Consider the following 26,225-nt stretch of genomic DNA (forward strand, 5'->3'; position numbering starts at 1 on the left):
GACCGTGCTGGCCGCACTGGCGTTCGCCGAGCGCGAGAAGGCGATACCACCGCTGCCACCGGAATGGTGGATAGGGATCAACAGGAGATACCGGTAGACCCCGTCCGAACCGTCGATGGTCGAGCGGCTCTACGATTGGAACCGATATCGGTTCCAATCGGAGGTGTCCTATGGATGTGTTCAAGACCCGTGTCGGGGAATGCAGGGCCATCGCCATCAGTCAGGAGAATTATTTCATGGAGACCAAGGGCATGGAACCTTTCGTGGTCGCGGAGGGTGGGCATAGGACGTTCTATGCGGTCTGTCCCGAATGCGACAATCCCGTCCGCATGGTCGGTCTGAACCGTCGCGAACTGGATGCCGGCCATCGCCGTCCCTACGCGAAACACGTCAAACGTGACGTGCCGGGAGTGGCGGAATACGACAGGAAGGCCTATCTGGAATGCTCGTATTCGAATCCGGGATATCATCGTGATCCCGGTTCGCGTCGTCCCCCGTCCAATCCCACGGCATTGGCCTTGTACCGGATTATGAGGGACCGGTTCGACCGGGTGGAATACGCCTGGTGGCGCGCTTCGGGAATACGCCTTGGCATCAAGAGACTGCAGAGGGCGTTGATCCTATGGCGGAACGACAAGGCATGGCTGAATTACGATTCCACCTACTGCAACCTGCCGCAGATGCTGTTCATGGGATTGCCGGAACAGGACCTGTACGGTCAATGCGTGTCCAAGGATGGTCCGGTCGCTGCGGCTCTTTCCACTCTTGACGACGTCAGATTGGAACCCGTGGATTTTTCCGAGGAATACGTTCGCGTTTCCACCACACGTTTCACCAACGTCACGTTCACGCTCGGACCTCCATCCAAACGGAAGGACGGCGAGCATATGGTCGAATACTTCCCGCTATGCCTGTTGCATGAGGGACGTCAGATCGGCGGTTTCATCCAGGTTCGTACGGATCCGGAATGGTTCAGCCGCATATTGAACATGCCTGATTGGCATGAGAACCGTCGCCTGTTGGGGTTGGCGGCCGACGTGCTGGGATAGGTTATCGGCGGGTTCGTTTCGATCGTGGATCGTCGGCATCCGCCCCGTCGCATCGTTTCGCGTGACGATATCGGATACGGGTCGCGTGATGGTCATGACGGGACGGGAGAGCCGGTCCGTGGACGCCTGCTCCTTTCTCCGGACGCTTCCCCCTGTCCGGGATCATTTCCCCTTGGCCATTCATGGTCTCTCCCCCGCTCCCGTCCTCGGATAATTGAACAGGCCGTGTCCGAAGGTTCTCTCCGTTCGGGCATGGATGCCGGCCCCGACGCGTCTCTTCCCCTTCTTCTCTCTCTGAGCGTCGGGGCCGGCCTTTTTCCGTGGCGGAATCCACGACGAGCCCCGAAGGAGGAGACGCGAATGGAAGGATTCAATGCCGACTGGATGCCGACGGCGTATGACACTGCGGCCGGCCCCGATGACGGCGGGAGGCATGATCGTCGTGATCGTCGTCCCGGCGACTCTCCCATGGTGAGGATCATCGCCATAGGCGCGGCCGTATGCGCGGTGGCGGGCGTCGGCGGCATCATCCTCGTGGATCGGATGGATATGACGCATGACGGGAACGTGACAGCATGCGAGCGGGCCGTGCTGTCACGCGACCGTCAGGCCGGCCTGTTCGACAAGGATTCGGAACGGTACGGGAAAAGCATCGACGCGGAGGCGTTGCGTAAGGCCGACGAGGACCTGGCACGACGCTGGGGCAAGGCGAGGAACCGTCCGAGCGTGTCGGAGATCAGCTGCGACGCGGATCATGACAATGCGACGTTGAAGAGGGCCAAGGAAAAGGCCGACGGTGAAGCCACGCGGATGCGCAAGGCCCGCAGGACCCTGAAGTCCCTGTACGGGAAGGCGTCGGACGCGCTGGGCCGCAAGGCCGACAAGGACAGGCGCGAACGGTTCCATACGGCGTTGGAAAAAGCCGAACGCACGTTGGACGATACGCGGGACGCGAACCTGAACCTGCCGTATCTGCGCACGAGACTCGGCCAGGAGTACGACAAGGCGAAGGAAATGGATGCGGGGTCGGCCGATCCGGACGAATTGGATCGCATGGCCTCCATCCTTGAATCATTGTCGGAACAGACCGTGGATTCCATACGTGCCGGCCAGGGGTCGGAGGAAGATGACGGATGACGGCGGGAACGCGTTCCGCCGGAACGGGGAGGCATGGATGAACTGGACCGATCTGGCAAGAGGCGTCATGTACGCGGTGGAGCTTGTCCTGTGCGTGAAGGTGCTGGGCGATTGGATGATGCCGGCAGGCCGTCACGGTCCCGACCCGTCCACGGGCATGGCCCGTGGACTGCGTGCTGCGGGATGGATTCTGACGGTATTGTACGCGTGCGGCGTGGGCAAGAGCCTGATGTACCTGCGGTTCGGGTGGGATGATGATGTGCTGCCGGTCGATTACGTGAATCTGGCATTGGTCACGGCCAACACGCTCGTGTGGATCGTCCTCGCCTGGCGGCATCGCGGACGCTGACTGCCGGACCGTTCCCCGTGCCCTTCATGGCGTCATGGCCTTATGGTCTTGCCTGAGGGTTCCATGGCGAAGGATTCCGTGACGTGGGGGCCGGGTGGAAACGGAACGGCTGGTCCGCCACGAGCCTGCGTGCGGGGACATCGCGCGTGAACGGGTCCTCGAACGCCCACCGGTACGTTCCCGGCTTGTCCCGGGTGAGAAGCGGGAGCCTTTTGACCTGGATGGGGATCGAATCGTATCGCGGGTTGGAGAATACGCCGCCCCTGCCGAGGTAGTCGTTGATGATGAAGTTGACTCCCTGGATGGCGCCGCAGTGTGAACAGTTGACGGCCAGGTAGCTTTCCCCCATGCGTTTCGAGTAATTCGTCCTCACCGACAGTTCCCTGCCGATCTGGATTTTGAAGGCCCGTGAGAGGAATCCCATGTCGTCCAGGACGTTCCAGGCGACGATCCGGTCATGCCGGTATCCCCACCGGTCAAGGAACGTGAACACCATCGCGCTTTCCAGATACCGGAACGAGCATCTGTAGCATCCGTTCGGCGACCATGCCCATGCGAGACCGTTGTCCACGAGCATGTACGAGGGCGGGATACGGAACGGTTCCTCCTCGTCGAACCAGTCCCCGTCCTCCCTGCCCGTGATGGGTCGGAATTGAACGCTCATGGCCTCTCCTTCCATTCGCCCGGCATACGGGATTTTCGTATCATCAACGCTATCATCATAGGGGATCGCCTGCAGGAGAACGTCCCGTCGTACGGCACGGGAGGGAACCGTTGCCCGCGTCGGACGACGAGCGATGGTTCCGATATCGGTGAGGGGGCATGTGGTCCGGTTAGGATATTCCACGAAGATCCCGGAACCAAGGAGAGAAGTCATGGATGGGAATATGACGGAGACGGAGGGACTGGCGGCGGTGGCCGACCAGCCGGAAGCCACTGATATGGCGGAGCCCGAGGGCCCGCACCGTTCCAGGCGGACCGTGGCGGTCGTCGCCATGGTGTGCGCGGCCGCGTTGGCCGTCGCGGGCGGTGTCGGCTGCAAGGCATGGTCGGACCATGAGACCGCCATGGCCGCGAAGGATTGCCGGAGCGCGTCGGAAGCCTACCGCAAGGCGGCCGACTCGTACAACGGGCTCGTGGACGGCGACGCGGCCACGGCCTCCCGGATCACCGCCAAGCAGGTCAAGGACACGACGACCGTGGACGGCCTCGCCAAGGCGCTGAAGGCGTCGGAGCCGAAGGCCGTGGCCTGCACGGCCGACACGAAGGCCGGCTACGAGACGCGGACCGCATCGATCGAGAAAAGCACCACATGGTACAAGAGCCATGGGAGGAGCCTGAAGGCGGCGGTCGGGAAGGTGAACGCGTCGAAGCTGGACAAGGCCGTCGACGACGCGAACCAACTGTATAAGGATTCCGACGGCAAGGTGGCGGACGCGAAGACGCGCGACGAGCTGAAACGGGCGATCGCCGCGAAGGACGAGACGAGGATCGCCAAGGCCGTGAAGGCGGTCGACGATTCCGTCGAGGCGAAGCGCAAGGCCGACGAGGAGGCCGCCAGGAAGAAGGCCGAGGAGGAGGCCGCGGCGCAGGCCGCCGCCGAGGCCGCAGCAGCGGCTCAGGCGCAGCAGTCGTATTCCTCCACGTCGTATTCCAATACCGGCGGCTCGCAGTCGTATTCCTCCAATAACGGCGGCTCGTCGAGCGGGTCGACCGGGTCGTCCAATAGCGGCAGTTCGTCCAGCGGAGGCAGCTCGTCCAGCGGCTCGGCTGATTCCAATACGGGGGCCTCCGACGGATTTGACTGGGATTATGTAGGCCCGTCAGTCTGCACTTCTGATAAGTTCTGCCCGCTAGGATAGTTCCCTCCTCTCCGTTTCGTCATCCCTCTTCGGCGTTCACTGCCGAAGAGGGATTCCTCTTTTCTGGGCACATTCAGATCGATATCGGACCCACCTTTCGGACAGTGACGTGGTATGCACGGACGGAACCCTCCCTTTCGGGAGAACAGGGAGACGCGTCCCCGGCTCCGTCCCGCCCCATGCCCGCATAGCCATGGGGCGTATCTGCAAGCAGAATCTCTGAAAGGAGAAGGAACATTGAGTTCCAAGAAGAACACAACGCGGGCCGCGCTTGCCGCGCTCGTCGCTGCGGCGACGCTGGTGAGCCCGTTCTCGGCGTATGCCGGTGAGGGCGGCGGCGGTTCCGGCACGGGCACCGGCTCAGGTGACGGAACCGCCGGCGGTGTCGGCAAGGTCAGCTGGGTGTACAAGGACAATTACGGCACACCGACCCGGGACAACGCAATCGCGGCCATGCAGTCCGCTGGCGTGAAGAACCTAGGCGGCACCGAATCCAACAAGGCCATCGATGATGCCGTGAACAATGCGAACGCGGAATGTGTGGCACGCTCACAGGCTGCCGGGCAGTCTGACCCGCAGTGCCGTCTGGTGTCCGTCGGCTTCGTGCATACGCCCGGCTCTTCGGGTGACTGGTATACGGGCGCGAACGGTTCACTGACTGCGAAGCAGTGGCAGGACGCGTGGGTGTCATCCGGCATTCCGAACAACACCTACAATTACAATGGCACGGACTATAAGACCTCCAGCCCGTTCAACGACGGGAGCACGACGATCAATTCGTTGGTGAGGCGTGAGACCGACAAGGCCCCTCGCGCGTTCATCGCCATCGCACTGTCGCAGCACGAGCCTGCGCCGGCAAACTATGATCTGACCGTCACCACCAATCACGGGCAGGGGGCCGATCTGAAGGTCGGCTCCACCGACCCGATCGGCGACACCCTGCACGCGAGCAACAACGGCAGCGGCATCAAGGAGAACCTGAACGGCACCGCCGTCATCCACTACGAAGGCCAGAAGAACGGCTACGTCGCAGCCATGACGGTCAGCAAGCCGATCACCTTCGCCAATAACGGCGACACCCAGCTCGACCGCCTCGCCACCCCGGCGGATTTCGGCATGGGCCACTGGCAGGAGGGCCGGTACTGGATCGACATCCAGGTCGCCAAGCAGGGCAGGATGAAATCGTCCGTCGACACGGCCGACAAGGACCCGTCCGAGACCTGGAGCGTGAGCGCCGAACCGCCGACCCCGCCGGTCAAGACCATCGACGAGGGCGTGAGCGCCGACGGCATGACCAACCGCACCGTCATCAGCTACGGCACCGGCAAGGGCGGCTACGAGATGGCGTTCAGGGACAGGATCACGGCCGACGGCGTCGACTACACCGTCGACGACTACAGGCTCGTCGACACGAGCGACAACGACCGCGACGCGTCCAATGAGTTCACCATCGCCTGGGACCGCAAGACGGACACCGTCTCGGCCGTGCGCACCGCCGACAAGGGCGAGATGCCCCTCGACCACCAGTACGAGTTCAGCTTCGACGTCACCGTCAGCAAGCCGAAGGACTTCAGGAAGGTCAAAGACCACGCGACCGGTAAGTGGAACCAGGAACCCGAGGCCGACGCCGGCAGCAAGGAATTCGACACCTGGCAGCCGAACCCGGACAAGAGCTGGATCTTCGAACGGGACGGCGAATGGCGGGCCGTCATCGACCCGCAGGAGAGCGACAGGACCGGCGGCGACGCGCACACCTACCTCGACGGCGACAGGGTCGGCAGCGTCGTCAACGGCACCGTCGGCAGGAACCTGATCCAGGCGCCCGCCAAGCTCGTCCTCGTCGATGACTGGACGGCCGCCGACTACATCTTCGACCCGGACACCAAGAACATCCGCGTGTACGAGGCCACGGCCGGCAGCGACCGCGAAAGCAGCGTGAGCGACATCGTGACCACCGGCAAGGACGTGACCGACCAGTTCGCCATCACCGTCCAGGGCACCACGGCCACCGCCAAGGCCAAGGCCTCCTACCTCAAGGGATTGAAGAAGCTGAAGAACCCCAGGCAGGTCACGCTCCTGATCCCCGGCACGGTGAACTTCGCGGACGGCAAGGGCGCGGAACAGGTCCGCAAGGACTTCAAGAAGGCCGCGGGCGACGAACTCACCTTCTGCACCGCCCCGAACGGCAAGGACCTGACCAACGGCGGCTCCGAGACCGTGAACAACCACACCGAGCCGACCAACGAGCCGAAGATCTGCGGCTACATCCCGCCGGCCAAAAAGGACGTGGTGAGCGAGGCGAGCCAGGGCGGCGACCAGGAAAGCGTGCAGGGCAAGGTCGTCCAGCCCGGCCAAAGGGTCGAATACCAGCTCGACACGCAGCCGCAACTGCCGTCCGACCTCGCCTACGAGGTCAGGTCCGTGAACTTCACCGACTCCTACGACCCGTATCTGAAGCCGGACAAGCAGACCCTGGAGATGATGGACCTGAACACCGGCAAGCCGGTGTCCAAGAAGAAGTACACGACCACGTGGGATGACTCCAAGCACATGTTCACCCTGACCGTCACCGACCAGACGCTCCTCGGCCAGTGGCGTGCGGGCGCCAGCCCGCGCCTCCAGGTCCGCTTCGAGGGCACCGTCTCCGACGACGCCCCCACCGACCACAAGGTGAACAACAAGTGGGTGCTGACCCTCAACAACAGCTTGACCCCGAGCAACGAGGTGTTCAACATCCCGCCGAAGCTCGACCCCGTCAAGAAGGACACGCGGAAGGACCCGACGATCAGCATCGACGGCAGGACCGCCCTGCTGGGAGACGAGATCCACTACCATGTCGACATCGACGCCAAGCAGGACAACCAGGCGTACAAGGTCTGGAGGCTCGGCATGACCGACGACTACGACGACGAGTATTTGAAGCTCGACGCCGCCAACGTGGAGATCACCGACGAGACCGGCAAGGACGTCACCGGCAAGTTCAACCTTCAGGACAGGGACGGCGTGCTCTACGCCTACGCCAGGCTGGTGGACACCGAGATCCCCGCGACGGGCGAGACCGTCAAGGGCGACCCGCAGCCGGAAGACCTCAAGGCCTACGGCGAGTCCGACGGGCATGACCCGCTGTCCCAGCCCGCCATCGACCAGAACCTGTTGGGCCACACGTACACCGTGTCCATGCCGATGACCGTCATCAAGGTCACCGACGGCCATGTCGTGAGGAACAAGGCCACGCAGGTGTTCGACAGGATCCGCAAGGACACCAACGAGGTCACGAACCCCCTGAAGCCCATCAACCCGGCCAAGGACGTCACCGTGAAGGTCGGCGGCGCATCCGCCAACGGCAGGAGCGTCTACAAGGACAGCACGTTCCTCTACCAGCTCGATTCCAGCATCCTGCCGGCCAACCGCGCCTACCCGCAGGTCGACCAGTGGAAGATCGTGGACCCGCTGAACACGGAATACGACCAGTACACCGGCCAGTGGGCCGTGTACGCGACCCGCGACCTGCTTTCGGGCGGCGAGGTCGTCGCGTCCAAGGGCGACAGGATCGCCGGCAACGGCTTCGACTCCTCGAAGTTCGGCGGCGACCTGTTCACCGCCACCGCGGACGAGAATGGCCAGGTCACCGTCGAGGCGACCGACCTGTACCGTAGCCTCGCGGGCGCGGACAACGAGCACGAGCACGGCTGGCGCGCCTACATCCAGTGCAAGCGCACCAAGGTATCCGACCGTGTCGAGAACCGGTTCACCGAGTACTACAACGACAAGGAGTTCCAGTCCAACATCGTGTGGACCCGTACCCCGGACATGACCCCGAGCATCCACATCGAGAAGTACGACGTGGAGTCCGGCGAACAGGCCGGCGACCGCGACGACGTGAAGGACGCGTTGAAGATGGGCGGCGACGGCCAGGAGATCGCGTTCAAGATCACGAACACGTCCAAGACCGACTCCTCGACCGGCGAGGGCGCCTGGTATCTGGCCAGGGATCTGAAGATGGTCGACAGGACCATCGCCGGCGAGGGCGAGGTCGTGGACCTGAAGTACCCGGACAACTGGGACACCCTGGTGCTCAAGCCCGGCGAGTCCACCATCGTGACCGGCACGCTCAAGGGCGTCCGGCAGGGCGGCAGGCACACCGACCGCGTCAAGGTCACCGGCACGCCGCTCGTCGAATGCCCCATCACCGACACCGACCCGTTCGGCGGCAAGAACGACGAGACCCGTCCGTCCAACGCCGTCGACGTCAAGGACGGCGACAAGACCGTCACCCTGTGCTCCGACACGACGGTCGAGTCCAACACCGACGACTGGAGCGGCTACCGCCCGTCCCTCGCCCGGACCGGCGCCGCGATCGGCGGCATGCTGCTCGCCGTGATCGCGGTCGGCGCTCTTGGCACGGGCCTGCTCCTGGCACGCCGCAAGGCGGCCGGAACCGGTACGCACGGCGCACACTCCGGCAAGTGAGCGAGAAGATCCCGTCAACGATCCCGTTTCCCATCCCACACCATGGGGACGGGAAACGGGATTCCACGGGCCTGACACCGTGAAGGGGTGGAGGATGATCCGGCGAACGGCCATCCTCCACCCCTCCTTCTTTCTCGATTCCATGCCCCAACGTCGGTCCCTCCGTTCGGAACGGCCGGCTTCCTTTCCGGCTCCGGTCCGCTCAGGGGTCCGTTTGGCGTGTTGCGGGAATCGCCGAATGAACCAAGGAAAGGGAATGGCGTGGCCGTCCCATCCGCGATATCGCGGGCGTGCGGGGTGGTTCCTCCGGAAGACCTCTCGCCTATAGGAAGGAACCGTGATGGGGCTCGTCATCGACATCGTATTGTTCGTCGCCGGCATGGCCGGTGGCATGTTGGTCGTCTCCCTATGCGTCGCGGCGCGTATGGGGGACATGCAGGCGCGGCGCCTGCATTCGGAACGGGACCGTGCCGGCCGGGACCTGGAATGATATCGCGCCGTCCCGTACGGATATCGGCCCGCCCTCACGTGGATTGGACGGAAGACGATCCTCGAGAGCGTCTTCCGACGTGTTTCATCGGTGAGGGAGGATCCAAATGCCAGCAATCATCATGGTCGTTCTCATGGCCGGCGCGGCGACGTTCCTGTACAGGGCGTTCGTGCTGCTGACCGTCAAGGAGAACAGCACAACGGTGGGTCGCAGGGCCAAGGACCGTGTGCTCGCCATGGGTATGAGGAAACGCAGATCCAGGGCGATCGTGATGCTCGTGTGCGCCGTGGTCTGCTTCCTGCTCATGATCACGGTCGGCATCGTGCTCGCCCATTCGGGCTATTCGGTGTGACGGCCGCGTCAATGGGGAAAACAGGCCGGCTCCCCCGGCCTGCCCGTCGGTCCCGTCCGGTGGAACGCTTCACCGGCCGGGACCGCGTTCCGTAACGTTTTTCAAGGATCGGACCGATGTGGACATGATGACGGAAGAGAACGAACGATGGGAGAACGCCGACGACGCCGACACGGACGGGATCGCCGGGGACGACGCCATTCCCACATTGGAGGATGACGGGCATCGTCTCGGCTCCCAGGCACGTCGCGGAGTCGACTGCATCGGCTTCGTGCCCGCCCCGACCAAGCCGATGCTCCTGGAACTGGCATGGCTGCAGGCATCGGCCGAGGCACGACTGGACGGCATCGATCTGCCGCCCGTTCCCCCGCACGCGTTCACACGGGCCGACGGGAACGCGGTATCGGATGCGAGAAACCGCCTGTCGGGCATGGTCGCCGGGCAGATCCGCAAAGCCCGGAAGGCGCGCAGGGAGCGTCTGGGCGACGTCGCCGGCCAGCTTCCGTTGGGCTCGCCCACGCCCATCGATTTCATCACCAAGGACTTCAACGCCCGTCCGCTGATCCCCTGGCATCAGACCAGCACGGGTCGTGCGGGCGTATTGACCACGTTCGTCGCCGGCAGCGGCGCTCCCGTGATCCCCGGCCCGCCCGTCGGCCTAGACGTGTTCAGCCGTGAACTGTTCACCTTCGACTGTTGGGGCACGTACGATGCCAGGCTGACCACCAGTCCGGACATCTTCACGTCGGGATTGCGCGGCCAGGGCAAGAGCTTCTGCATGAAGACCCTCGCGGTCAGGGAGATGGGCTACGGCCGGCACGTGATCGTCCAGTCGGACCGTCAGGGCGAATGGGTGCGCATCGCACGGGACATTCCCGGCGGACAGGTCGTTTCCCCGGGCGCGGGCAACTATCTCAACCCGTTCGCCATGCCCGACGCGAGCCATCTGACCGGCAGGGAGGAGCGTGAGGCGTTCCGCCAGGAGGTCCTGGCCGGCCGCAAGAGCGCCGTCATGGCGTTGGCCGAAGCCGTCCGCGAACAGGATCGGCCCTTCCCGTTGGACAAGGACATGCTGTCCTTGATCGACCAGCTGATCGCCTCGTACGACACCGGGCCGATGACGTTGGAGGCGGCCGTGGACCGTCTGAGCGACTGGCAGTGGGTGGATTCCGTGTACGCCAACATCCGCGGTTTCGAGCATTACCGGGATCTGGCGCGTGAGAAGGCCAGCGAGGCCGCGCGAGTGTTCGCGCCCATGGTCCACGGGGGAACGATGAGCGGCATGTTCGACCGGGAAAGCACCATCACGTTGGAACCGAACGCGCCGATCATCGTGTTCGACACTTCCGGCCCCGTGTTCCAGGATCCCACATTGAAACGCGTGTACACGGCCGCGGTCAGCTCGTGGATCGACCGTCTGCTGCAGGCGCGCGACGGATTGCGCCGCATCATCGTGTGCGAGGAGGCGTGGGACCTGCTGGGCAACCCGCAACTGGTCGACTCGTTGCAGACCAGGCAGCGTTCCGCCGGCCATTGGGGTTGCGCCACATGGCTGATCGTGCACGGCGTCGCGGACATGACGCAGGTGTTCAACCAGGGATCCGGTCTGCGCGGCAAGGTCGAACAGCTGATGAACCTGATGGAAACGAAGATCATCTACCGTCAGGGAGGCGAGAACATCGCACTGCTCAACCAGCTGGTTCCCGATCTGAGCGAGGACGAGCTGGACATGATCCCGCAATTGGCGCAGGGATTCGGCATCTGGCGTATCGGCCGGTCCCATCCGCGCATGATCCTTCCCGTCGCGGGCCCCCGTTGGGCCGCGACGTTCGACACCTCCGGACTGCGCAAGGCGTCCTGAGCTTCCGTTCTTCCGCATTTGGAGGTTTCCCATGGATTTCATAGACGCTTTCATGGCCTCGGACCTTGGCTGCGGGCTGACCATGGGCCTGCTGCTGCTCGTCCTCGCGTTGAACCTGCTTTCCCTTGCATTGCGTTTGCTTGACGTGCTTCTCCATGACGAGTCCGACCGGGTGGACGGATCATCGCATCGGGAACGGAAGGACGAGATGAAAAACGACTGAAGAAGAACGATTATGCCACCACTGAAGACACCCATCGAGAACGGAGGAGCATGATGGACGAACGACCATGGTACGAGACGCTGGCACCCGACGGGGACCTTGCGGACGGCCCGCGCACGGGTCTGCGGTACGACGCCGAGGAACTCAACGCGGAGAACCGACGCGAGGCCATGGCGAAATGGAAACGGTTCGAGGATTCCGATCTGGGTGTCTGGCTCGACCGGCACACGCGCCTGTATGAGGCATTGTCGGATGAGGAAAGCGTCCTGGTCAAGCACGTGGGCGCCATCGCACTGTTGCTCGCCGTGATCGCCACCCTGTTCTCGTTCGTCATGGCCGGGGGCGATCCCCTGATGACGGTCCTCGCCTGTCTGCCTTGGTGGGTGGGCTGTTTCGTCACGATTCTTTCATTGTGGATCTTCTGGGATTCGTACCGGGATTCGGGCGAGCGTGCGGCCGACTGGCTTGGTTCGCGTCCGGGCATGGCCTCGTGGCGTCAGATCGCGGACGCCTATGGTCCGCGCAGCGTGATGCGCGACGTGGTGCCGGCGGTCCTGCCGCGCACATTGTCCGAATTCCAGGAGCGCAGGCCGGGCGCGGTCATGCCGAAGCCATGGCATGCCGCCATGCTCGTGGGGTGGAGCCATCGCATGGAAGTATGGCTGGGATGCGAACGGCATCTGTACGTGTTGGGGCCGACCCGTTCGGGCAAGACCGTGTGCGTGGTCATTCCCGCCGTGGTCGAGGCCCCGGGTTTCGTCCTTGCCACCTCGACGCGCGGCGACATCATCAAGGCGACCTGTCTCCTACGCGAGCTTGGCGTGACCGACCGTGCCACGGGCGCCGTGTACGGGGCGCGCGGCGAGGGAACCACCCATATCTTCGACCCGGAAGGCGTCGCGGAGAACGATCCGCTGACCCGTCACAACATGTTCTGGACGCCTTTGCAGGGTTGCGACGATCCGTCCGTGGCGATGCGCCGCGCGCAGACTCTGGTGGGCATCGGTGGCATGGGTTCCGGATCGAACAATCAGGAGTGGGGTGTATCCGCGGCGATGTACGTGCAGGCCATGTTGTATGCGGCGGCGATCTCGGATAGGACCATCGGCGACTGCTACCAGTGGAGTCTGAGTCCCGAGGCCGCGCAGGAGGCCGCCGACCTGATCCGCCGTAACACGCCTCAGCGTGAGATGAACCAGTGGGCCACGACGTTGAACGCGCTGCCCCATGTGGATCCGCGACAGAAAGGTTCGGAATGGTTCGGCGTGAGAAACGCGTTCGCGATCCTCGCGGACCCGCGTGTGCGCGAGCGTATGGATTTCAGCCCGTCCGACCCGCGTCTGATGGATCCCAAACGCATGGTCATGCGCGGAGACACCGTGTTCGTATTGTCCAAACCAAAACGTGAAGGCGGCAGTTCCGGCAATGCGGGCGTGTTCGTGAGCCTGTTGTTGGACACGTTCCAGGAGGCGTGCCAGGATCTCGCGTTCGACCCGGCCTCGGGTTCGCGGGGCAAGATCGAACCTCCCGCCCGTTTTGTATTGGATGAATTGTCGAACATCGAGAAATGGGGCGGATTGCGTAACGCGATCACGCAGGGCGGCGGCAACGGCTACCAGGTCATCATCGTCGAGCAGTCCCGCCAGCAGATGGCCGACGAGAAGGACGGCTATGGGCGGGAGACCGAACGGACGGTGTGGGAGAACTGTCATCGGATCATGCTCAAGGGCGTGTCCGACGATGACACGCTCGACTGGTGGATCAGCCAGATCGGCCGGCATGAGCGCATCAGGGAGGAACGCAACTGGAATCCGGGCCAAGGGCCGATCGGCGGCTTCTCAAGCCGTCACGAACGTGAGGATTCCGTCACGAGACGGGAATTGAGCATGCTTCCGCGCGGATATGCGATGGTCGAACCGTTGGGACAGCAGCCTGCCCTGGTCGAGACGATCCAGTTCATGAGACGCAACTGGTGGCGTCCGGGCCTCGAGCGGATCCAACCGCGGGCCAGGTCGTGGCAAGGGCATGGGACCGGCAGGGACGGAGGCGTGAGGGTCGATGGACGTCGATGAGCATTACCGGCGGATGATGCAGGCCGCCGGCTCCAAGGAGGGCCGGCGGGATCCGGGAACGGAACGTCACATGGCGCAGGACACGTTCGATTTCGGCGACGAGATCGAACGGACGGAACCGGAAGCCGTTGCCGACGCGGACGCCCGCCGGCAACGGTCCGTGAAGGCCGACGACCTGGAGCCTGACACTCCCATGGGAGCCGATTACCGTTCCGACCAGGACCAGGCGGTGCAGGATCTGGTCGATTTCGCACGGGAACGGTTCGCCCGGATCCGTGGCGCCAGCATGCCGGGGCCGATGGTGAACAACCTGATCACGCTCGCCCGCGAGATGTTCGACCCCGCTCCCGTGGAACCGGAGTACGGGCCGGGCCGGTGGGCGAACATGCGCCAGACCGACCTGAAGAAGGAGATGACCGTCGCCCGTCCGGTGGACCTGTTGGGAGCCCCGCCCCGTCGCGACATCGACCTGATGATGCTGCACACCGTGCGCATGGGCGTGTTCCTGACCACGCACTATCCGTCGTGGGACCAGACGCTGCCTTCCTGCTGGCTGCTGCATGATGACATCGTCCACGAGGTGTTCAGCCTCAAATGCTACATGGACCTCGTGGTGGGCAGCGGCAATGGCGGCCTGTACATGCCGACCCTGCAGGCGTTGATCCATCAGGCGTTGGACCGGGTCAAGGACGATCTGAAGGATTCCAACGCGAAATCCGACGATCACCGGCATCATCTCTCCGATACGGAGGCCCGGGAACGTGAGGCCGCGCGTCGCGCGGCATACGCGCAATGGTACCGGCACGAGGGCGAATGGGCTCCGGTCGTGGATCCGGGTCTTGACGAACATGAACGGGCCGAAGCGATCCGACGGCAGGACTTCGACCCGGGATACTGGGGCTACCGCATGCAGGAGATCGACGAGATGACCGGCGAGATGACGCCGGCCGCATCGTTCATGACGGATCAGGACGCGTTGGACGACATCGCACACCTGCCCACGGGCCATCATGTCGAATACGAGGCCGAGGTCAGTGACGGGAGCCTACGCTCCGACCTGGCCGCATGGCGTGTCGAACTGGAGGCGACACGCCATGATTTCGAACGGGCGTTGGCCCGTGATGACGACGATGCCCGACGGGACGTGTTGAAGCATGCGGGCCTGCTCGAGGAGAAGGCGCGACGCCGTTGGCTGGAATACCGGTCACTGGAATCGAAGGAACGCGACCGGCTCGACCGCGCCCTGTCCGCCGCGGGCCTGCGTCTTCGCGACGATGACGGGAGCATGCGCGGGGAGGACCGCCGACGGCTCATGGACGAGACGCGACGGATCCGCGACGTACTGCGCGAGCATGGCCGCAGCCCGTCCGACGACGGGTACACACCGTTGCCGTTGGACCTGCAGCGTGACGACGTGGAACTGTTGGAACGTTTGACGGACAACGGCACCGGCACGTTCGACCGGATCGAACGGCTTCTTGGGACGATCGGAAAGGTCTTCGACGATGAACGGCATGAATGAGGGCATGCGGCCGAGCCTGTTCGACCAACTGGGCGGAGGCGACGGGCAGGACGATCTCGACTGGTTCGAGGGGATGAAGGCCTCCGGCACGCGGGACGGCGGGACGGAGGAACGTTCCCGACGCCGGCGCGCAAGGAGCCGGACGGACGGGCATGGGATCGCCATGGCCGAAACGGATCCGACCGTACCGGAGACGGCTCCCCTACCGATGCCCGCGGGGAAGGCCACGACGGGCGGACCCGTCGCGGATGGGAGCATGTCAGGGCCGGAACGGCCCACGATTCCGCCGGGGTCCGCCGTGCCGTCGCCGGTGAGCGCATCCGAAGACGCGGACGGCATGACGAACCCGCCGATAGGCCCGTCCATCACGCCGACGGTAGACGTTCCCCTGCCCGCCGGAGACGCTTCGTCCATCACGCCGGCCGAGACGTGCAAGGGCATGAGGGAAAGCCTGCAAGCCGTGGCGGACCATGACAATCCCGCCGACGGCGGACCCGCCCGCGCGGGAAAATGGCCGCATCGGATCCTGATCGCCGTGTGCGTGCTCGCCGTCCTTCTGACCGGCCTGGCCGTCGTCGGCGGAAAGGCCCGGGAGAACGCGCTTCTGGAGGCGTCACGGCACGTCACCTCGTCGATGGACGCGTTGAAGGGCGCGAACGGCAAGGCGCATGGGATACTCGGCTCGTACGGGAGCGATGACCTGTCCGATCCGGACCTGCTCGACGAACTCTCCGCCCAGGTGAAGACCAATCGCGTCATCCTCGGAACCTCCCACGACGGACTGGACGCGAAGCGGTCCGAATCATTGGCCGGCAAGGCCGACACGGCCACGAAACGCACCCTCTCACTGAACGGGAAGGTCAGGACGTCCGCCGCCGACAGGAAACGCGAGACCGCCTCCAAGAAGCTGCGGGAGAGTCTTAAAAAGGCCAGGAATCTGAAATCCTCCGTCAAATCGGAGGATTACGTCAGGAGGGCCCTGTCCGATCTGGACAAGGCCATCGGGCAGGCCGAATCATTGTCCGACGACGCGACGGCCGACCGGATCGACAGGGTTCGTGTCCGACTCGACAAGGCATACGGGAGCGTGTCCACGCTCGTCGAGGAGAAACGCAAGGCGGACGAACAGGCCAAAGCCGAGGCGGACGCGAAGGCCAAGGCCGAACAGGAGGAACAGGCACGCCGTCAGACGCAGTCCCGGCAGACCACGACGCCCCAATATCAGGCCCCATCCTCCGGCGGCGATATCGGAGGCTCGCACAGTGGTTCCGGTAGCGGCTCCTCCTCCGGACAGGCGGATTCCGGGAACTCCGGCGGATGGAGCGTACCCGCACCCGAAACCGATGACGGCCTGCCCGAATCCGATTCGAGCCTGTGAACGACAAGGAGCATCACATGTCAGGAAGCAAACGTCCCGCATCGACACCGTCCCAGGTCCGTCAGGCACGCGTATGGATCATCATCGCCGTCATCGGCGTAATGCTGATGGTCCTCGCGTTCAACCCGTGGCGTTCCACCGGTGGCACGGCCACGGGATCCGCTTCCGCATCATCGTCCGCCACCTCGTCCGGACATCCGTCGAAAAAGGTGAGGAACGGGACGTTGGAACAGCAGGCGGCCACGATGTTCACCGGGGATGCGGAAAGCATCGCCGACGAGGTACGCGAACTGCTCAACGCCCCGGAGGACTCCAACGTGGACACGCTTTCGAACCTGCTGTACCGTCACGACCATCAGGATCTCGCGGAGGCGAGCGACCTGTACGACGCCATCGGCTCCGAAAGGCCGGTGGAACGGGTCCGTGCGCTGGCACGGCAATGGTATCCGCAGGCCATGCGGGCGGCCATAGACGCGAGGCTCGATGATCTCGAGTCCGCACTGTCCGGCGCGGGCAGGGCGGCCGACCGGCTCGACCGGTTGGGTTCGGCTGACGCATCCTGCAAGAGCCTGCGCGGCGCGTACGAGACCGCGAAATCGTTGGTGAACGGCAAATCCCAGGATTACGACGCGCTGACCAAAGCCCAGCAGGACCTCACGTCCGCGACGTCGGGCTGCGCCGCGAGCCTTGAGGGAGACCAGCTGACGAAGGTCTTCGGCCAGGCCCAGGGATCGACCGACGGCACGGATGGGGGTGATGGGCGGTGAGCGCGACGAACCAGTCCTGGAGAATGCTGTTGCCCCATGACGGCATGATCGGCATGAGCCCGCAAGTGGGACGCGTCAGCGTGCCCATGGCGGGCATCACCCGTCTGCGTACCTCCGACGGGCGCAGGTGTCCGGCCCTACGCGGCGTCTGGAGCGAGGGAGGCCGGAGCCTGTACGTGCTGCTGGTGCCGTATGACGGGCGCGTATCGAAGATGATGCAGGACGTCAACCGTGGGGACGTCATCGAGTTCGTCGGCATGTCCGGCGAACGACGTGACGCGGGAGGAGACACCCACTACGCGGTCGTCGTCCATGACATGAACGTGGTCAGAACCAACGCCAGCCGTATGGAAGGCGGGAACTGAACGCGTCCACGGACATGGCCGTGCCGGTCATGCCAGATGGTTCAGGATATCTCTCGGACTCCTTCAAGGTGTAGGATCCCGGACCGTCCAGCGGATTGTTCTCGAACACCATGAAGTACCGGTAGCCGTCTCCGACGGCGTTCGCCCACATGTTGCCTAGGCTGAGCTTGTCCCGGCTGTCGTCGCCCTTCAGCATTTCACCCTTGGTCTCGATGGCGAGTATCCGGCCGGTCCTGGTCATGGACAGGAAGTCCGGGTAATGGTTGAGGAAGCCGTTGATGGAGAACTCTCCCCCGTGTGATTCCTTGATTCTATGCCACCGGAGAATGTTGCCGCAGTTGTGGCCAGCATGTCGGCCATTCTGCGTTCCAGACCGTTCATATCGTTTTCCTCGAGATGGATCTTGTCGGCGAGCTCCGCATCCAACTCCTCTGGCATCGCCGAAGCGACCGGCCCGCCCGGCCTCACCGCCGGCTCCGGTTCCTCCGCCGGTTTCACGGGTCCCGTTTTTCTTGGTTTCCCAGGCTTTTCGGGCTTCATGGTCGGTTCGGTCATGGTCTTCTCCCCGGACTGGTCGAGCATCCGCCGCTTCCAGCTTCCCAACGGCCGACGGGTCCACGTCCAGTTCGGTGGCGACCTCACACGACTCCGGCCCACCGGACGCGACCGCGACCACCGCCTTGCATCTCAGCTCCTCGGGTACTGGCCCGTGGCGCAGCCTGTGTTGGCCGGGGGCGAGCCCGTCGATCCACGCGGTGAACAGCGCCTTGCTCTTCGGATAACCCAGACACCGCATCATGCTTGCCATGTAACGTCCGTGCGGGAGACAGTCATCGACCGCCGCGCATTTCTGCCCATCCGTGTCACGAAGCCGATGCGCGCCACGCTGGATGGCTCGCCCGTCGTCCGTTCGCGCCCCGGTCCCGGCACCATGCCTTCAGAGGCGGTTCCAACGGGTATCCGAGCTCATGAATCACGGCCATGGAACTGAAATCGTACCGTTCGTAGAGATCGACTGCGTGGTCGTGCTACTTCTTATTGCACACCACCATAAATAAAAGGGTTCTCTTCCCGTTCAGGGAGTCCAAGAAAACGTCACCACATCGGATTAGTCACGAAACGCCGACTTGACTAAATACAGAGGTGCAGAGGTGCCAGACTGCGCGTCGGCCGCGGCGTCGCTCAACGGTGGATCGGCAAAGCGTCGTTGCGTGCCTTTCAGACACATCAGCGAAATCGAAAGAGGGATCCGTGACCTACCCGGACTCGAAAATAGAATCATCGACTGGCTACGACCGCCCATCAGACAAAACCAACACACCGACGCGCTTGACAATGTATCAGGAACGTCAAAATGCAATTTAGCCAATTTTAAGTGTGTCCTCTGTGCCAAAGCGCTTAAATTGTTAACATGGCTAGAATCACTGTGTATGATGTCGCAAAAAAAGCTGGTGTATCGACCGCGACGGTCTCCTTTGCTTTTAGACATCCGGATAAGGTAAAAGATGATACCAGGGCCAGAATCCTGAGGATTTCTGAGGAGTTTGGTTATGTGCCCAGCGGTAATGCCCAAGGACTCGCTAAGGGTAGCACCGACACTTTGGGCATGTATGCATTCGATATGTTGCTGGAAAGACCTCAGGGAAGCAACCTTGAGGATGATTGGCCTGATGTTTCCCCCAGATCCATCGATGAGCCTCTGGACGGTGACGAACCCAACGTTCTTGTATATCCGTTATACGTTGATGAGGTGCTTCGTGGTTTCGAACTCGAATGCTGGAAGAGTGGCAAGGGAATACTTATGGGAGCCGCCTCGGAAAGGGATGATCACAGATCGGTAACGGATATCGCCGGCCGCGTTGATGGACTGGCGCTGATGCCAAGCGGATATAACGATGCGCTTCCTCTTTCCATGTTGGCGAAGACCATCCCGCTTGTAATGGTGGGTGTGGGCGATGAAAAACTGCCGGCCGCGTACCTGCAATGCGATAACGCATCGGGCATGAGGCAGATCGTCGACCATCTTGTCGATGTTCACCATATCAACGATATGGCATTCGTCGGCGGCGTCAATGATAAAGCGTTCGAGAGCGGTGCCGACACTGATGACGTCGTCTCGCGTTATGACGCGTTTAAAAAAAATCTCGAGGAACGCGGGCTGGACTCCAGAGGGGCGTTGTTGGATGACTCTTTCGCCACGTCTGATGAATATTTGGTCGGCCTGTGTGAGGCGATAGAATCTAATCGGTTGCCGCAGGCCTTGGTGTGCGGCACTGATCAGACGGCCTTTGGCGTGATTAGACTGCTCGCGGATTCCGGAGTCCGCGTCCCTGAAGACGTCATCGTCACCGGCTTTGACGGCATCTTGGCGGGCAGGCTGATGACTCCACACCTAACGACCGTCCGTCAGCCTATGGAGGATCTGGGACGCAAGGCTGCACGGATGCTGCTTTCCAGGAATGGGAAGCCTTGGGAAAAACCGGAGAAACGAATATTGCCCGTTCGTCTCGTCGTGCGCGGTAGCTGTGGGTGCCCCTGATGAAATAAAACTCAGAAGCACGAAGCCTTATTGGCGTGTCTCCTTGACTTAAAACAATCTAAGCGCTTAAATATAAGCGTCAGTCTAACCGCTTAGATTGATGCTCACATTTAATAAGGAGTTTCAATGATGAAATCGTTTTTCAAGGCGGCTGTCGCGGTGGCCGCAAGTGCGGTCATGGTTATCAGCATGTCCTCGTGCGGGCGATCCGCAAGCAGCGCGGATTCCGATCCCGATGCGGTCAAGGCCATCGATTCAAGCAAGGCCACCGGCAGCCTGACCATCTGGGCCATGGGCAACGAGGGCGACCTGCTGGGTGATTTCGTCAAGGGATTCGAAAAGGAGAACCCCGACGTCAAGGTCAAGGTCACCGCGATCCCATGGTCCTCAGCGCACGACAAACTCCAGACCGCCATCGCCGCGGGCAACGGTCCCGACCTTGCGCAGATGGGCACCACCTGGATGGCCGATTTCTCCAACTCGTTCTCCACCGTGCCCGACAACCTTGACATGTCCGACTTCTCCAACGGCTCCAAGGCTGCGGGCCAGGTCGACGGGAAACAGCTCGGCGTGCCTTGGTACATCGACACCCGAGTGCTGTACTACCGCACCGACATCGCCGAGATGGCTGGTTGGAGCAGAGCTCCGAAGACTTGGGATGAGCTTAAGCAGATGGCTAAGGACATGCAGAAGGTCGATGGGGTCAAATACGGCATGAACCTCAACCCATCTGGCACTGACGCGTTCCTCGGAACTTTGCCGTTCTCCTACTCGGCCGGGGCGTCCTTGACTAACAAGGAACAGACGAAATGGACTTTCGAAGATACTGGCATAAAGAAGGGACTGAACTTTACCACCAGTCTCTACAGGGACGGTGTGGCGGATGTTAACGCCGACGTAAGCCCCGGCGCTGACATAGCGAACTTCGTATCCGGCGACACGCCGATGATGCTGCAGGGTCCGACCGCCGTCAGCCAAATCAACGAATTGGGTGGCGACGGTTTCGAATCCAAGTACGCCACCGTGGTCCTGCCGTCGATGGACGGCTCTTCGGGCCCTGCCACGTCCTTCGTCGGAGGTTGCGACCTCGTGACGTTCAAGGACTCCAAGAACAAGCAGTCCGCGTGGAAGTTCATCCAATGGGCCAGCAAGCCTGAGACACAGGCCAAATGGTACGAAAAATCTTCCGATCTGCCCGCCTCCCAGAAGGCATGGGACGACGACGCACTCTCCGGCAATGACAAGCTCGCGGCGTTCGGCGACCAACTGAAGAACACCATGGCCCCGCCGGCGCTGTCCACCTGGTCCCAGGTGTCCTCCGCCGCCGACCGGATCCTCGAACAAATGAACAAGGGACAGGTCTCCGTCGACGAGGGCCTGAAGAACCTGCAGTCCGAAGCTGACTCCATCGGAACGGGAAACTGAGCATATGGGATTCGGAACAAAAAAGGCGAAGACGGAGGGCTCTGGCAACGTCCTCCGCCGACGTCGGACGATTCTCGCATGGGGATTCGCTCTGCCCTTTGCGGTCGTGTTCTGCGTGTTCATGCTGATCCCCCTCCTGTCCTCGATGGCGATGTCCTTCACCGACATCACCTCCAAGGACCTCCGCACCCCGTTCAACGTCAACTTCGTGGGACTGGACCAGTACATCGCCCTGTCCCAAGACCATCGCTTCCTGCATGCACTGGGCGTCACTGGGATCTTCGTGCTCGTAGGCCTGCCGATCACCATGGTGATCGCCCTCGCGTTCGCGGTGGCTCTCAACAAAGGTTCCAAGCGCCTTAACGCGTTCTTCAGAGCATTGTTCTACGCTCCGGTCGTCGCCAGCGTGGTCGCAGTCTCCGTCGTGTGGAGGTATATCCTCCAGAAGGATGGGCTCCTCAACCTGCTCTTGTCCGTCTTCGGCATTGCCGGTCCGGACTGGTTGCATGACACCCGCTACGCCCTGCCCGCACTGATGGTCATGACCATCTGGCGCAACATGGGAACGCTGATGATCATCTTCCTCGCCGGTCTGCAGGCCATCCCCGAGGAGCTGAAGGAGGCCGCGGCCATCGATGGCGCGGGAAAATGGCGCACCTTCCGCAGCATCACACTCCCGCTGCTCAAACCCACGCTGCTGCTGGGTGCGGTGCTCCTTTCCGTCGCCTACCTGCAGTTCTTTGAGGAATCTTTCGTGATGACCCAAGGAGGACCGCTCGACTCGACGCTCTCCGCCGCGTACTACGTGTACCAGAAGTTCGGTTTCGGACAGTACGGTATCGCCTCCGCGGCCAGCTGGGTGCTGTTCATCATCATCGCACTGGTCAGTATGCTCCAGTTCCGCATTCTCAGGGAGGACTGAAATGGCAGTCATGACAGTCGTAGCCTCGAAGCCGCGAAGCAACAAGCAGTCGCTCTGGCATCGATTCGTCAAAGGGCGCGGTCTTTCCTACTGCATCTTGGCGGTGATCGGGGTCTTCTGGATCTTTCCGTTCCTATGGATGGCGCTGGGCTCCCTGAAGACCCAGAGGGAGATCCTCGCCAAACCACCGAAGCTCCTGCCCGAGCACGCCTCGCTCGCCAACTTCGCGAAATGGTTCGGGGAACTGAATTTCGGCATCTATTTCACCAACAGCATGGTCGTCGCCGTGATTACCGTCCTCGGGAACATGGTGTTCTGCTCCATGGTCGGATACGCCCTGGCGAAGATGGACTTCGCCGGCAAGAATATCCTGTTCGGCGCCGTCATGGTGACGCTCATGGTTCCGAGCGTGGCCACGTTCGTCCCCCTGTTCGTGATCATCTCGAACATGGGACTTGCGAACTCTTATGCGGCGCTCATCCTCCCGTTCCTATGCCAGCCCATCGGCGTCTTCCTGATGCGCCAGTTCATCTCGGGCATTCCCGACGCACTGATGGAAGCTGCGAGAGTTGACGGCGCCGGTGAGCTGCGCATATTCTTCCAGATCGTCCTTCCCCAGTGCGGGCCGCCGCTGGCGACGCTGTCCATCCTCACGTTCCTGTCCTCCTGGAATAACTTCCTGTGGCCATTGGTCGCGGCCCAGACCGAGGAGAAGTACACGCTGCCCGTGGCCCTGTCCCTTTATTCCACCGGCCAGAACGCCACGAACTACAGCGTCCTGCTCGCCGGAGCCGTGCTGGTGGTCACCCCGATCCTTCTCCTGTTCGTCTTCCTGCAGCGCTACTTCATCCAGGGCGTCGCCGGAACGGGCATCAAATAGAAAGACATGATATGAGAGAAACATACGAGTTCCCGCAGGAATTCATCTGGGGCGCATCCACGGCCGCGCACCAGATCGAGGGGAACAACGTCGCGAGTGACTGGTGGGCCAGGGAGCACGCCGAATGCACGGACCTCAGCGAACCGTCGGGAGACGCGGCCGACAGCTACCACCGTTACGGCGAGGACATCAGAATGCTCGCCGACGCCGGATTGGGCATGTACCGCTTCTCTATCGAATGGGCCCGCATCGAGCCCGCGGAGGGCTGCTTCTCCAAGGCACAGCTCCTGCACTATCGTCACATGATCGATGCGTGCCATGAGAACGGCATCGAGCCCATGGTCACGCTGAACCACATGACATTGCCACTATGGCTCGCAGTCAAGGGCGGATGGCTCAATGATGGGGCAGTTGACTATTTCGACAGATACGTACGATACTTGATGCCGATACTCCACGACGTCACTTGGGTGTGTACCATCAATGAGCCGAACATGGTCGCATTGACCCGTGGCGGGACCGAAGGCAGCGACTTCGTGTCTGCCTCGCTGCCCGCACCCGATCTGGACATCTCCGCCGCGCTTGTCGAGGCGCACAGGGAGGCCCGAGGAATACTGTCCGAGAATCCGCGTATCAAGTCCGGATGGACCATCGCTTGCCAGGCGTTCCACGCTATGCCCGGATGCGAACAGGAGATGGAGGAATACCAGTATCCACGAGAGGACTACTTCACCAAGGCCGCAGCCGGGGACGACTTCATCGGGGTGCAGGCCTATCTAAGGACCTTCATCGGCAAGGACGGACCTGTGCCAGTCCCCGAGGACGCGGAACGCACCCTCACCGGCTGGGAGTACTTCCCGCCGGCGTTGGGCATCGCAATCCGACACACGTGGAATGTCGCCGGACACACGCCGATAATCGTCACTGAGAACGGCATCGCCACCGCCGACGACCGCCGGAGGATCGACTACACCTTCGGCGCCATAGCTGGCATGCACGATGCGATGGCTGACGGTATCGATGTGAGAGGATACCTCCACTGGTCCTTGCTTGACAACTATGAATGGGGCTCGTTTGCCCCGACATTTGGATTGGCCTGTTGGGATAAGGACACATTCGAACGGCATCCGAAACCGTCCCTGAATTGGCTGGGAATGATTGCGAAGACAGGTGTCATGTCACGATAGAAGGCCTTTCCCATTTCCGGAAAGGATGTGCAGCCGTGGAGTCTACGGCCATTGATCAGCTTCCTGTCTGCCTCGCCAGGTTCGTCCTCGCGTTCCGCATCGATTCCTCCCGGAATCTTGTCAGCCGTCGGGTTCCGCTCAACCCCGGCACCGTCATCGTTTTCATCAAGTTCTTCATCGTCCACGACTCCTCCGGCCATCTTCAATTTATTTCATGCAAGCTACCGCGGAGGAATGATGATCGCTCGGTATGTGGCACTGTGGGCGAATGTACAGCCACTTGTTTCGTCGAGGGAATAGGACTGGAGGCACTCGGTAGGGATGGATAAGCCGAGATAATGTGGGCGACATGTTGGCGCGCGGCGCATCAAACTAGCACAACGTTTATTTCCGGTGATTTTGACGTCGCATGACCACCTTGAACTCATACATCGAATCGGTCCGTCGAAATGACATGCAGGGCGTATCACTTGTCACCTTGGAGATCTTCTCGTCGATGTCTCGGACGCTTTCCACAATCTTTTGCTGGGAATCGTCCAGAGAGTTTTGGACCTTCACGCACAAGTCATCCAACTTCCTATCGATTTCATTCTCAGTATTCCGGGAATCGTTCTTCCTCCCGTCATTTTCTATGGCATTCCAGAAGATGTTGAGAATTTCCAACGGATATGAGATGACGAGCAGAGCTATCATCGCTTTTCCGACATCCTCTTTTTGGATGAGTTCCGTCATTCCCGGTATGACATTCATCAAACCGCCCAGAAGAAAGAAAACAAGGAGATAGGAGAGCATTCTCCAAGCGTTTATCTCGAACTCATTATTCCTGACGGGCTTACGCCTGTTCAACCACGCGATTATCTCCAGCACCAGCAGTGCGATGACAAACATGAGTTCCATCAAGCAAAAGAGCGCGTTCGCCATCTCCTGCTCTTCACTCCAATCGTATTGGAGTTCGATGATCCTGAGTGAGCAAATCACGAAAAGGAAATATATGATTTGCCAGGCAAAAGATTCGCGATGCGTACGAAAGCCCCTAACCCATAGGCCCCAAAGCATGACCGTGAGCAAAGAAGGCCATGACCAAATGAGTTGAAGCAAGTTCTTCTGATCAAAAGCATGACCTAGGATATACAGGGGAAAAGCCACGAATACGGCAAACCCGGAGAGAAAAAGCATGACGTAAGACAACAATTGTTTGAGCAGGTTCCCCACGGTTTTAATGTGCATGGATGCATTCCTCCTTCTGGCTTTCGGAGACATGGCCAATCCTACCCGGACGATCAGCCGGACGACTGCCTGTCCCCTATGAGCCTCCTGAAACGTCCATTTGCGGGACGCCACCATGCAATTCGGCCAAAACTAGAACAGTGGCACT

Annotated in this window: 22 protein-coding genes; 19 read left to right on the plus strand and 3 right to left on the minus strand. The window is 61.8% G+C overall.

The annotated features are described in order from the left end of the window. Positions 1-170 precede the first annotated feature (170 nt). From HMPREF1494_RS06075 to HMPREF1494_RS06085, 3 genes are all read left to right on the plus strand, one after another. Positions 171-1,049, plus strand: a complete 879-nt coding sequence (locus HMPREF1494_RS06075; RefSeq protein ID WP_034520948.1) for a hypothetical protein — start codon at positions 171-173, stop codon at positions 1,047-1,049. A gap of 360 nt (positions 1,050-1,409) precedes the next feature. Further along, the gene (locus HMPREF1494_RS06080; RefSeq protein ID WP_034520951.1) at positions 1,410-2,186 is read left to right on the plus strand and encodes a hypothetical protein; all 777 of its coding nucleotides are present in this window, start codon (positions 1,410-1,412) and stop codon (positions 2,184-2,186) included. Between the two features lie 37 nt (positions 2,187-2,223). Next, positions 2,224-2,535, plus strand: coding sequence for a hypothetical protein (locus HMPREF1494_RS06085; RefSeq protein ID WP_231495351.1), 312 nt, complete (start codon positions 2,224-2,226; stop codon positions 2,533-2,535). Positions 2,536-2,575: 40 nt separating this feature from the next. On the opposite strand, the gene HMPREF1494_RS06090 is transcribed toward HMPREF1494_RS06085, so the two are convergent. Next, on the minus strand, positions 2,576-3,199 hold the full coding sequence (locus HMPREF1494_RS06090; RefSeq protein ID WP_231495352.1) for a hypothetical protein: 624 nt from the start codon (positions 3,197-3,199) through the stop codon (positions 2,576-2,578). Between the two features lie 223 nt (positions 3,200-3,422). Between HMPREF1494_RS06090 and HMPREF1494_RS06095 the strand changes: the two genes are divergently transcribed. The 11 genes from HMPREF1494_RS06095 (at position 3,423) to HMPREF1494_RS06140 (ending at position 17,897) form a co-directional block, all read left to right on the plus strand. After that, the gene (locus HMPREF1494_RS06095; protein ID WP_129879373.1) at positions 3,423-4,397 is read left to right on the plus strand and encodes a colicin transporter; all 975 of its coding nucleotides are present in this window, start codon (positions 3,423-3,425) and stop codon (positions 4,395-4,397) included. A gap of 237 nt (positions 4,398-4,634) precedes the next feature. Continuing rightward, a complete protein-coding gene (locus tag HMPREF1494_RS06100) occupies positions 4,635-8,867 on the plus strand; it encodes an LPXTG cell wall anchor domain-containing protein (RefSeq protein WP_034520959.1) in 4,233 nt (1,410 codons plus the stop codon). A 340-nt stretch (positions 8,868-9,207) separates the two neighbouring features. Further along, positions 9,208-9,357, plus strand: coding sequence for a hypothetical protein (locus tag HMPREF1494_RS11580; protein ID WP_003840458.1), 150 nt, complete (start codon positions 9,208-9,210; stop codon positions 9,355-9,357). A gap of 106 nt (positions 9,358-9,463) precedes the next feature. Beyond that, the gene (locus tag HMPREF1494_RS06105; RefSeq protein WP_034520963.1) at positions 9,464-9,709 is read left to right on the plus strand and encodes a hypothetical protein; all 246 of its coding nucleotides are present in this window, start codon (positions 9,464-9,466) and stop codon (positions 9,707-9,709) included. Positions 9,710-9,833: 124 nt separating this feature from the next. Further along, positions 9,834-11,570 (plus strand): ATP-binding protein, encoded by a 1,737-nt coding sequence (locus HMPREF1494_RS06110; protein ID WP_034521013.1) that lies wholly within the window; start codon positions 9,834-9,836, stop codon positions 11,568-11,570. A 31-nt stretch (positions 11,571-11,601) separates the two neighbouring features. After that, entirely contained in the window at positions 11,602-11,793 is a 192-nt protein-coding gene (locus HMPREF1494_RS06115; protein ID WP_034520965.1) for a hypothetical protein, read from the plus strand. A gap of 50 nt (positions 11,794-11,843) precedes the next feature. Next, positions 11,844-13,865 carry a type IV secretory system conjugative DNA transfer family protein gene (locus HMPREF1494_RS06120; protein WP_034520968.1) on the plus strand — a complete coding sequence of 674 codons (2,022 nt, stop codon included), beginning with the start codon at positions 11,844-11,846 and terminating at the stop codon, positions 13,863-13,865. Further along, on the plus strand, positions 13,852-15,387 hold the full coding sequence (locus HMPREF1494_RS06125) for a hypothetical protein (RefSeq protein ID WP_034520971.1): 1,536 nt from the start codon (positions 13,852-13,854) through the stop codon (positions 15,385-15,387). Before HMPREF1494_RS06120 ends, HMPREF1494_RS06125 begins: the two co-directional genes overlap by 14 nt. After that, the gene (locus HMPREF1494_RS06130; RefSeq protein ID WP_034520974.1) at positions 15,371-16,765 is read left to right on the plus strand and encodes a hypothetical protein; all 1,395 of its coding nucleotides are present in this window, start codon (positions 15,371-15,373) and stop codon (positions 16,763-16,765) included. Before HMPREF1494_RS06125 ends, HMPREF1494_RS06130 begins: the two co-directional genes overlap by 17 nt. Before the next feature lie 17 nt (positions 16,766-16,782). Further along, positions 16,783-17,532 (plus strand): hypothetical protein, encoded by a 750-nt coding sequence (locus tag HMPREF1494_RS06135; protein ID WP_034520977.1) that lies wholly within the window; start codon positions 16,783-16,785, stop codon positions 17,530-17,532. Further along, positions 17,529-17,897 carry a hypothetical protein gene (locus HMPREF1494_RS06140; RefSeq protein ID WP_228369757.1) on the plus strand — a complete coding sequence of 123 codons (369 nt, stop codon included), beginning with the start codon at positions 17,529-17,531 and terminating at the stop codon, positions 17,895-17,897. Before HMPREF1494_RS06135 ends, HMPREF1494_RS06140 begins: the two co-directional genes overlap by 4 nt. On the opposite strand, the gene HMPREF1494_RS11585 is transcribed toward HMPREF1494_RS06140, so the two are convergent. Continuing rightward, positions 17,860-18,705: a hypothetical protein gene (locus tag HMPREF1494_RS11585; protein WP_192917614.1), complete on the minus strand. Its 846-nt coding sequence runs from the start codon at positions 18,703-18,705 to the stop codon at positions 17,860-17,862. The two genes, HMPREF1494_RS06140 and HMPREF1494_RS11585, sit on opposite strands and share 38 nt — an antisense overlap. A gap of 603 nt (positions 18,706-19,308) precedes the next feature. Between HMPREF1494_RS11585 and HMPREF1494_RS06155 the strand changes: the two genes are divergently transcribed. The 5 genes from HMPREF1494_RS06155 (at position 19,309) to HMPREF1494_RS06175 (ending at position 24,850) form a co-directional block, all read left to right on the plus strand. After that, a complete protein-coding gene (locus tag HMPREF1494_RS06155; RefSeq protein ID WP_034520980.1) occupies positions 19,309-20,436 on the plus strand; it encodes a LacI family DNA-binding transcriptional regulator in 1,128 nt (375 codons plus the stop codon). A 126-nt stretch (positions 20,437-20,562) separates the two neighbouring features. Next, a complete protein-coding gene (locus HMPREF1494_RS06160) occupies positions 20,563-21,861 on the plus strand; it encodes an extracellular solute-binding protein (protein ID WP_003840476.1) in 1,299 nt (432 codons plus the stop codon). 4 nt (positions 21,862-21,865) lie between these two features. Next, positions 21,866-22,783, plus strand: coding sequence for a carbohydrate ABC transporter permease (locus HMPREF1494_RS06165; protein WP_003842083.1), 918 nt, complete (start codon positions 21,866-21,868; stop codon positions 22,781-22,783). A gap of 1 nt (position 22,784) precedes the next feature. Continuing rightward, positions 22,785-23,663 (plus strand): carbohydrate ABC transporter permease, encoded by an 879-nt coding sequence (locus tag HMPREF1494_RS06170; protein ID WP_034520984.1) that lies wholly within the window; start codon positions 22,785-22,787, stop codon positions 23,661-23,663. An 11-nt stretch (positions 23,664-23,674) separates the two neighbouring features. Then, positions 23,675-24,850 (plus strand): glycoside hydrolase family 1 protein, encoded by a 1,176-nt coding sequence (locus tag HMPREF1494_RS06175; protein ID WP_034520989.1) that lies wholly within the window; start codon positions 23,675-23,677, stop codon positions 24,848-24,850. Between the two features lie 384 nt (positions 24,851-25,234). On the opposite strand, the gene HMPREF1494_RS06185 is transcribed toward HMPREF1494_RS06175, so the two are convergent. Further along, positions 25,235-26,077: a hypothetical protein gene (locus HMPREF1494_RS06185; RefSeq protein WP_231495353.1), complete on the minus strand. Its 843-nt coding sequence runs from the start codon at positions 26,075-26,077 to the stop codon at positions 25,235-25,237. Positions 26,078-26,225: the final 148 nt, after the last annotated feature.

Origin of the sequence: Bifidobacterium sp. MSTE12 (assembly GCF_000513015.1) — a bacterium.
In the GTDB taxonomy this organism is placed as follows: Bacteria; Actinomycetota; Actinomycetes; order Actinomycetales; family Bifidobacteriaceae; genus Bifidobacterium; species Bifidobacterium dentium.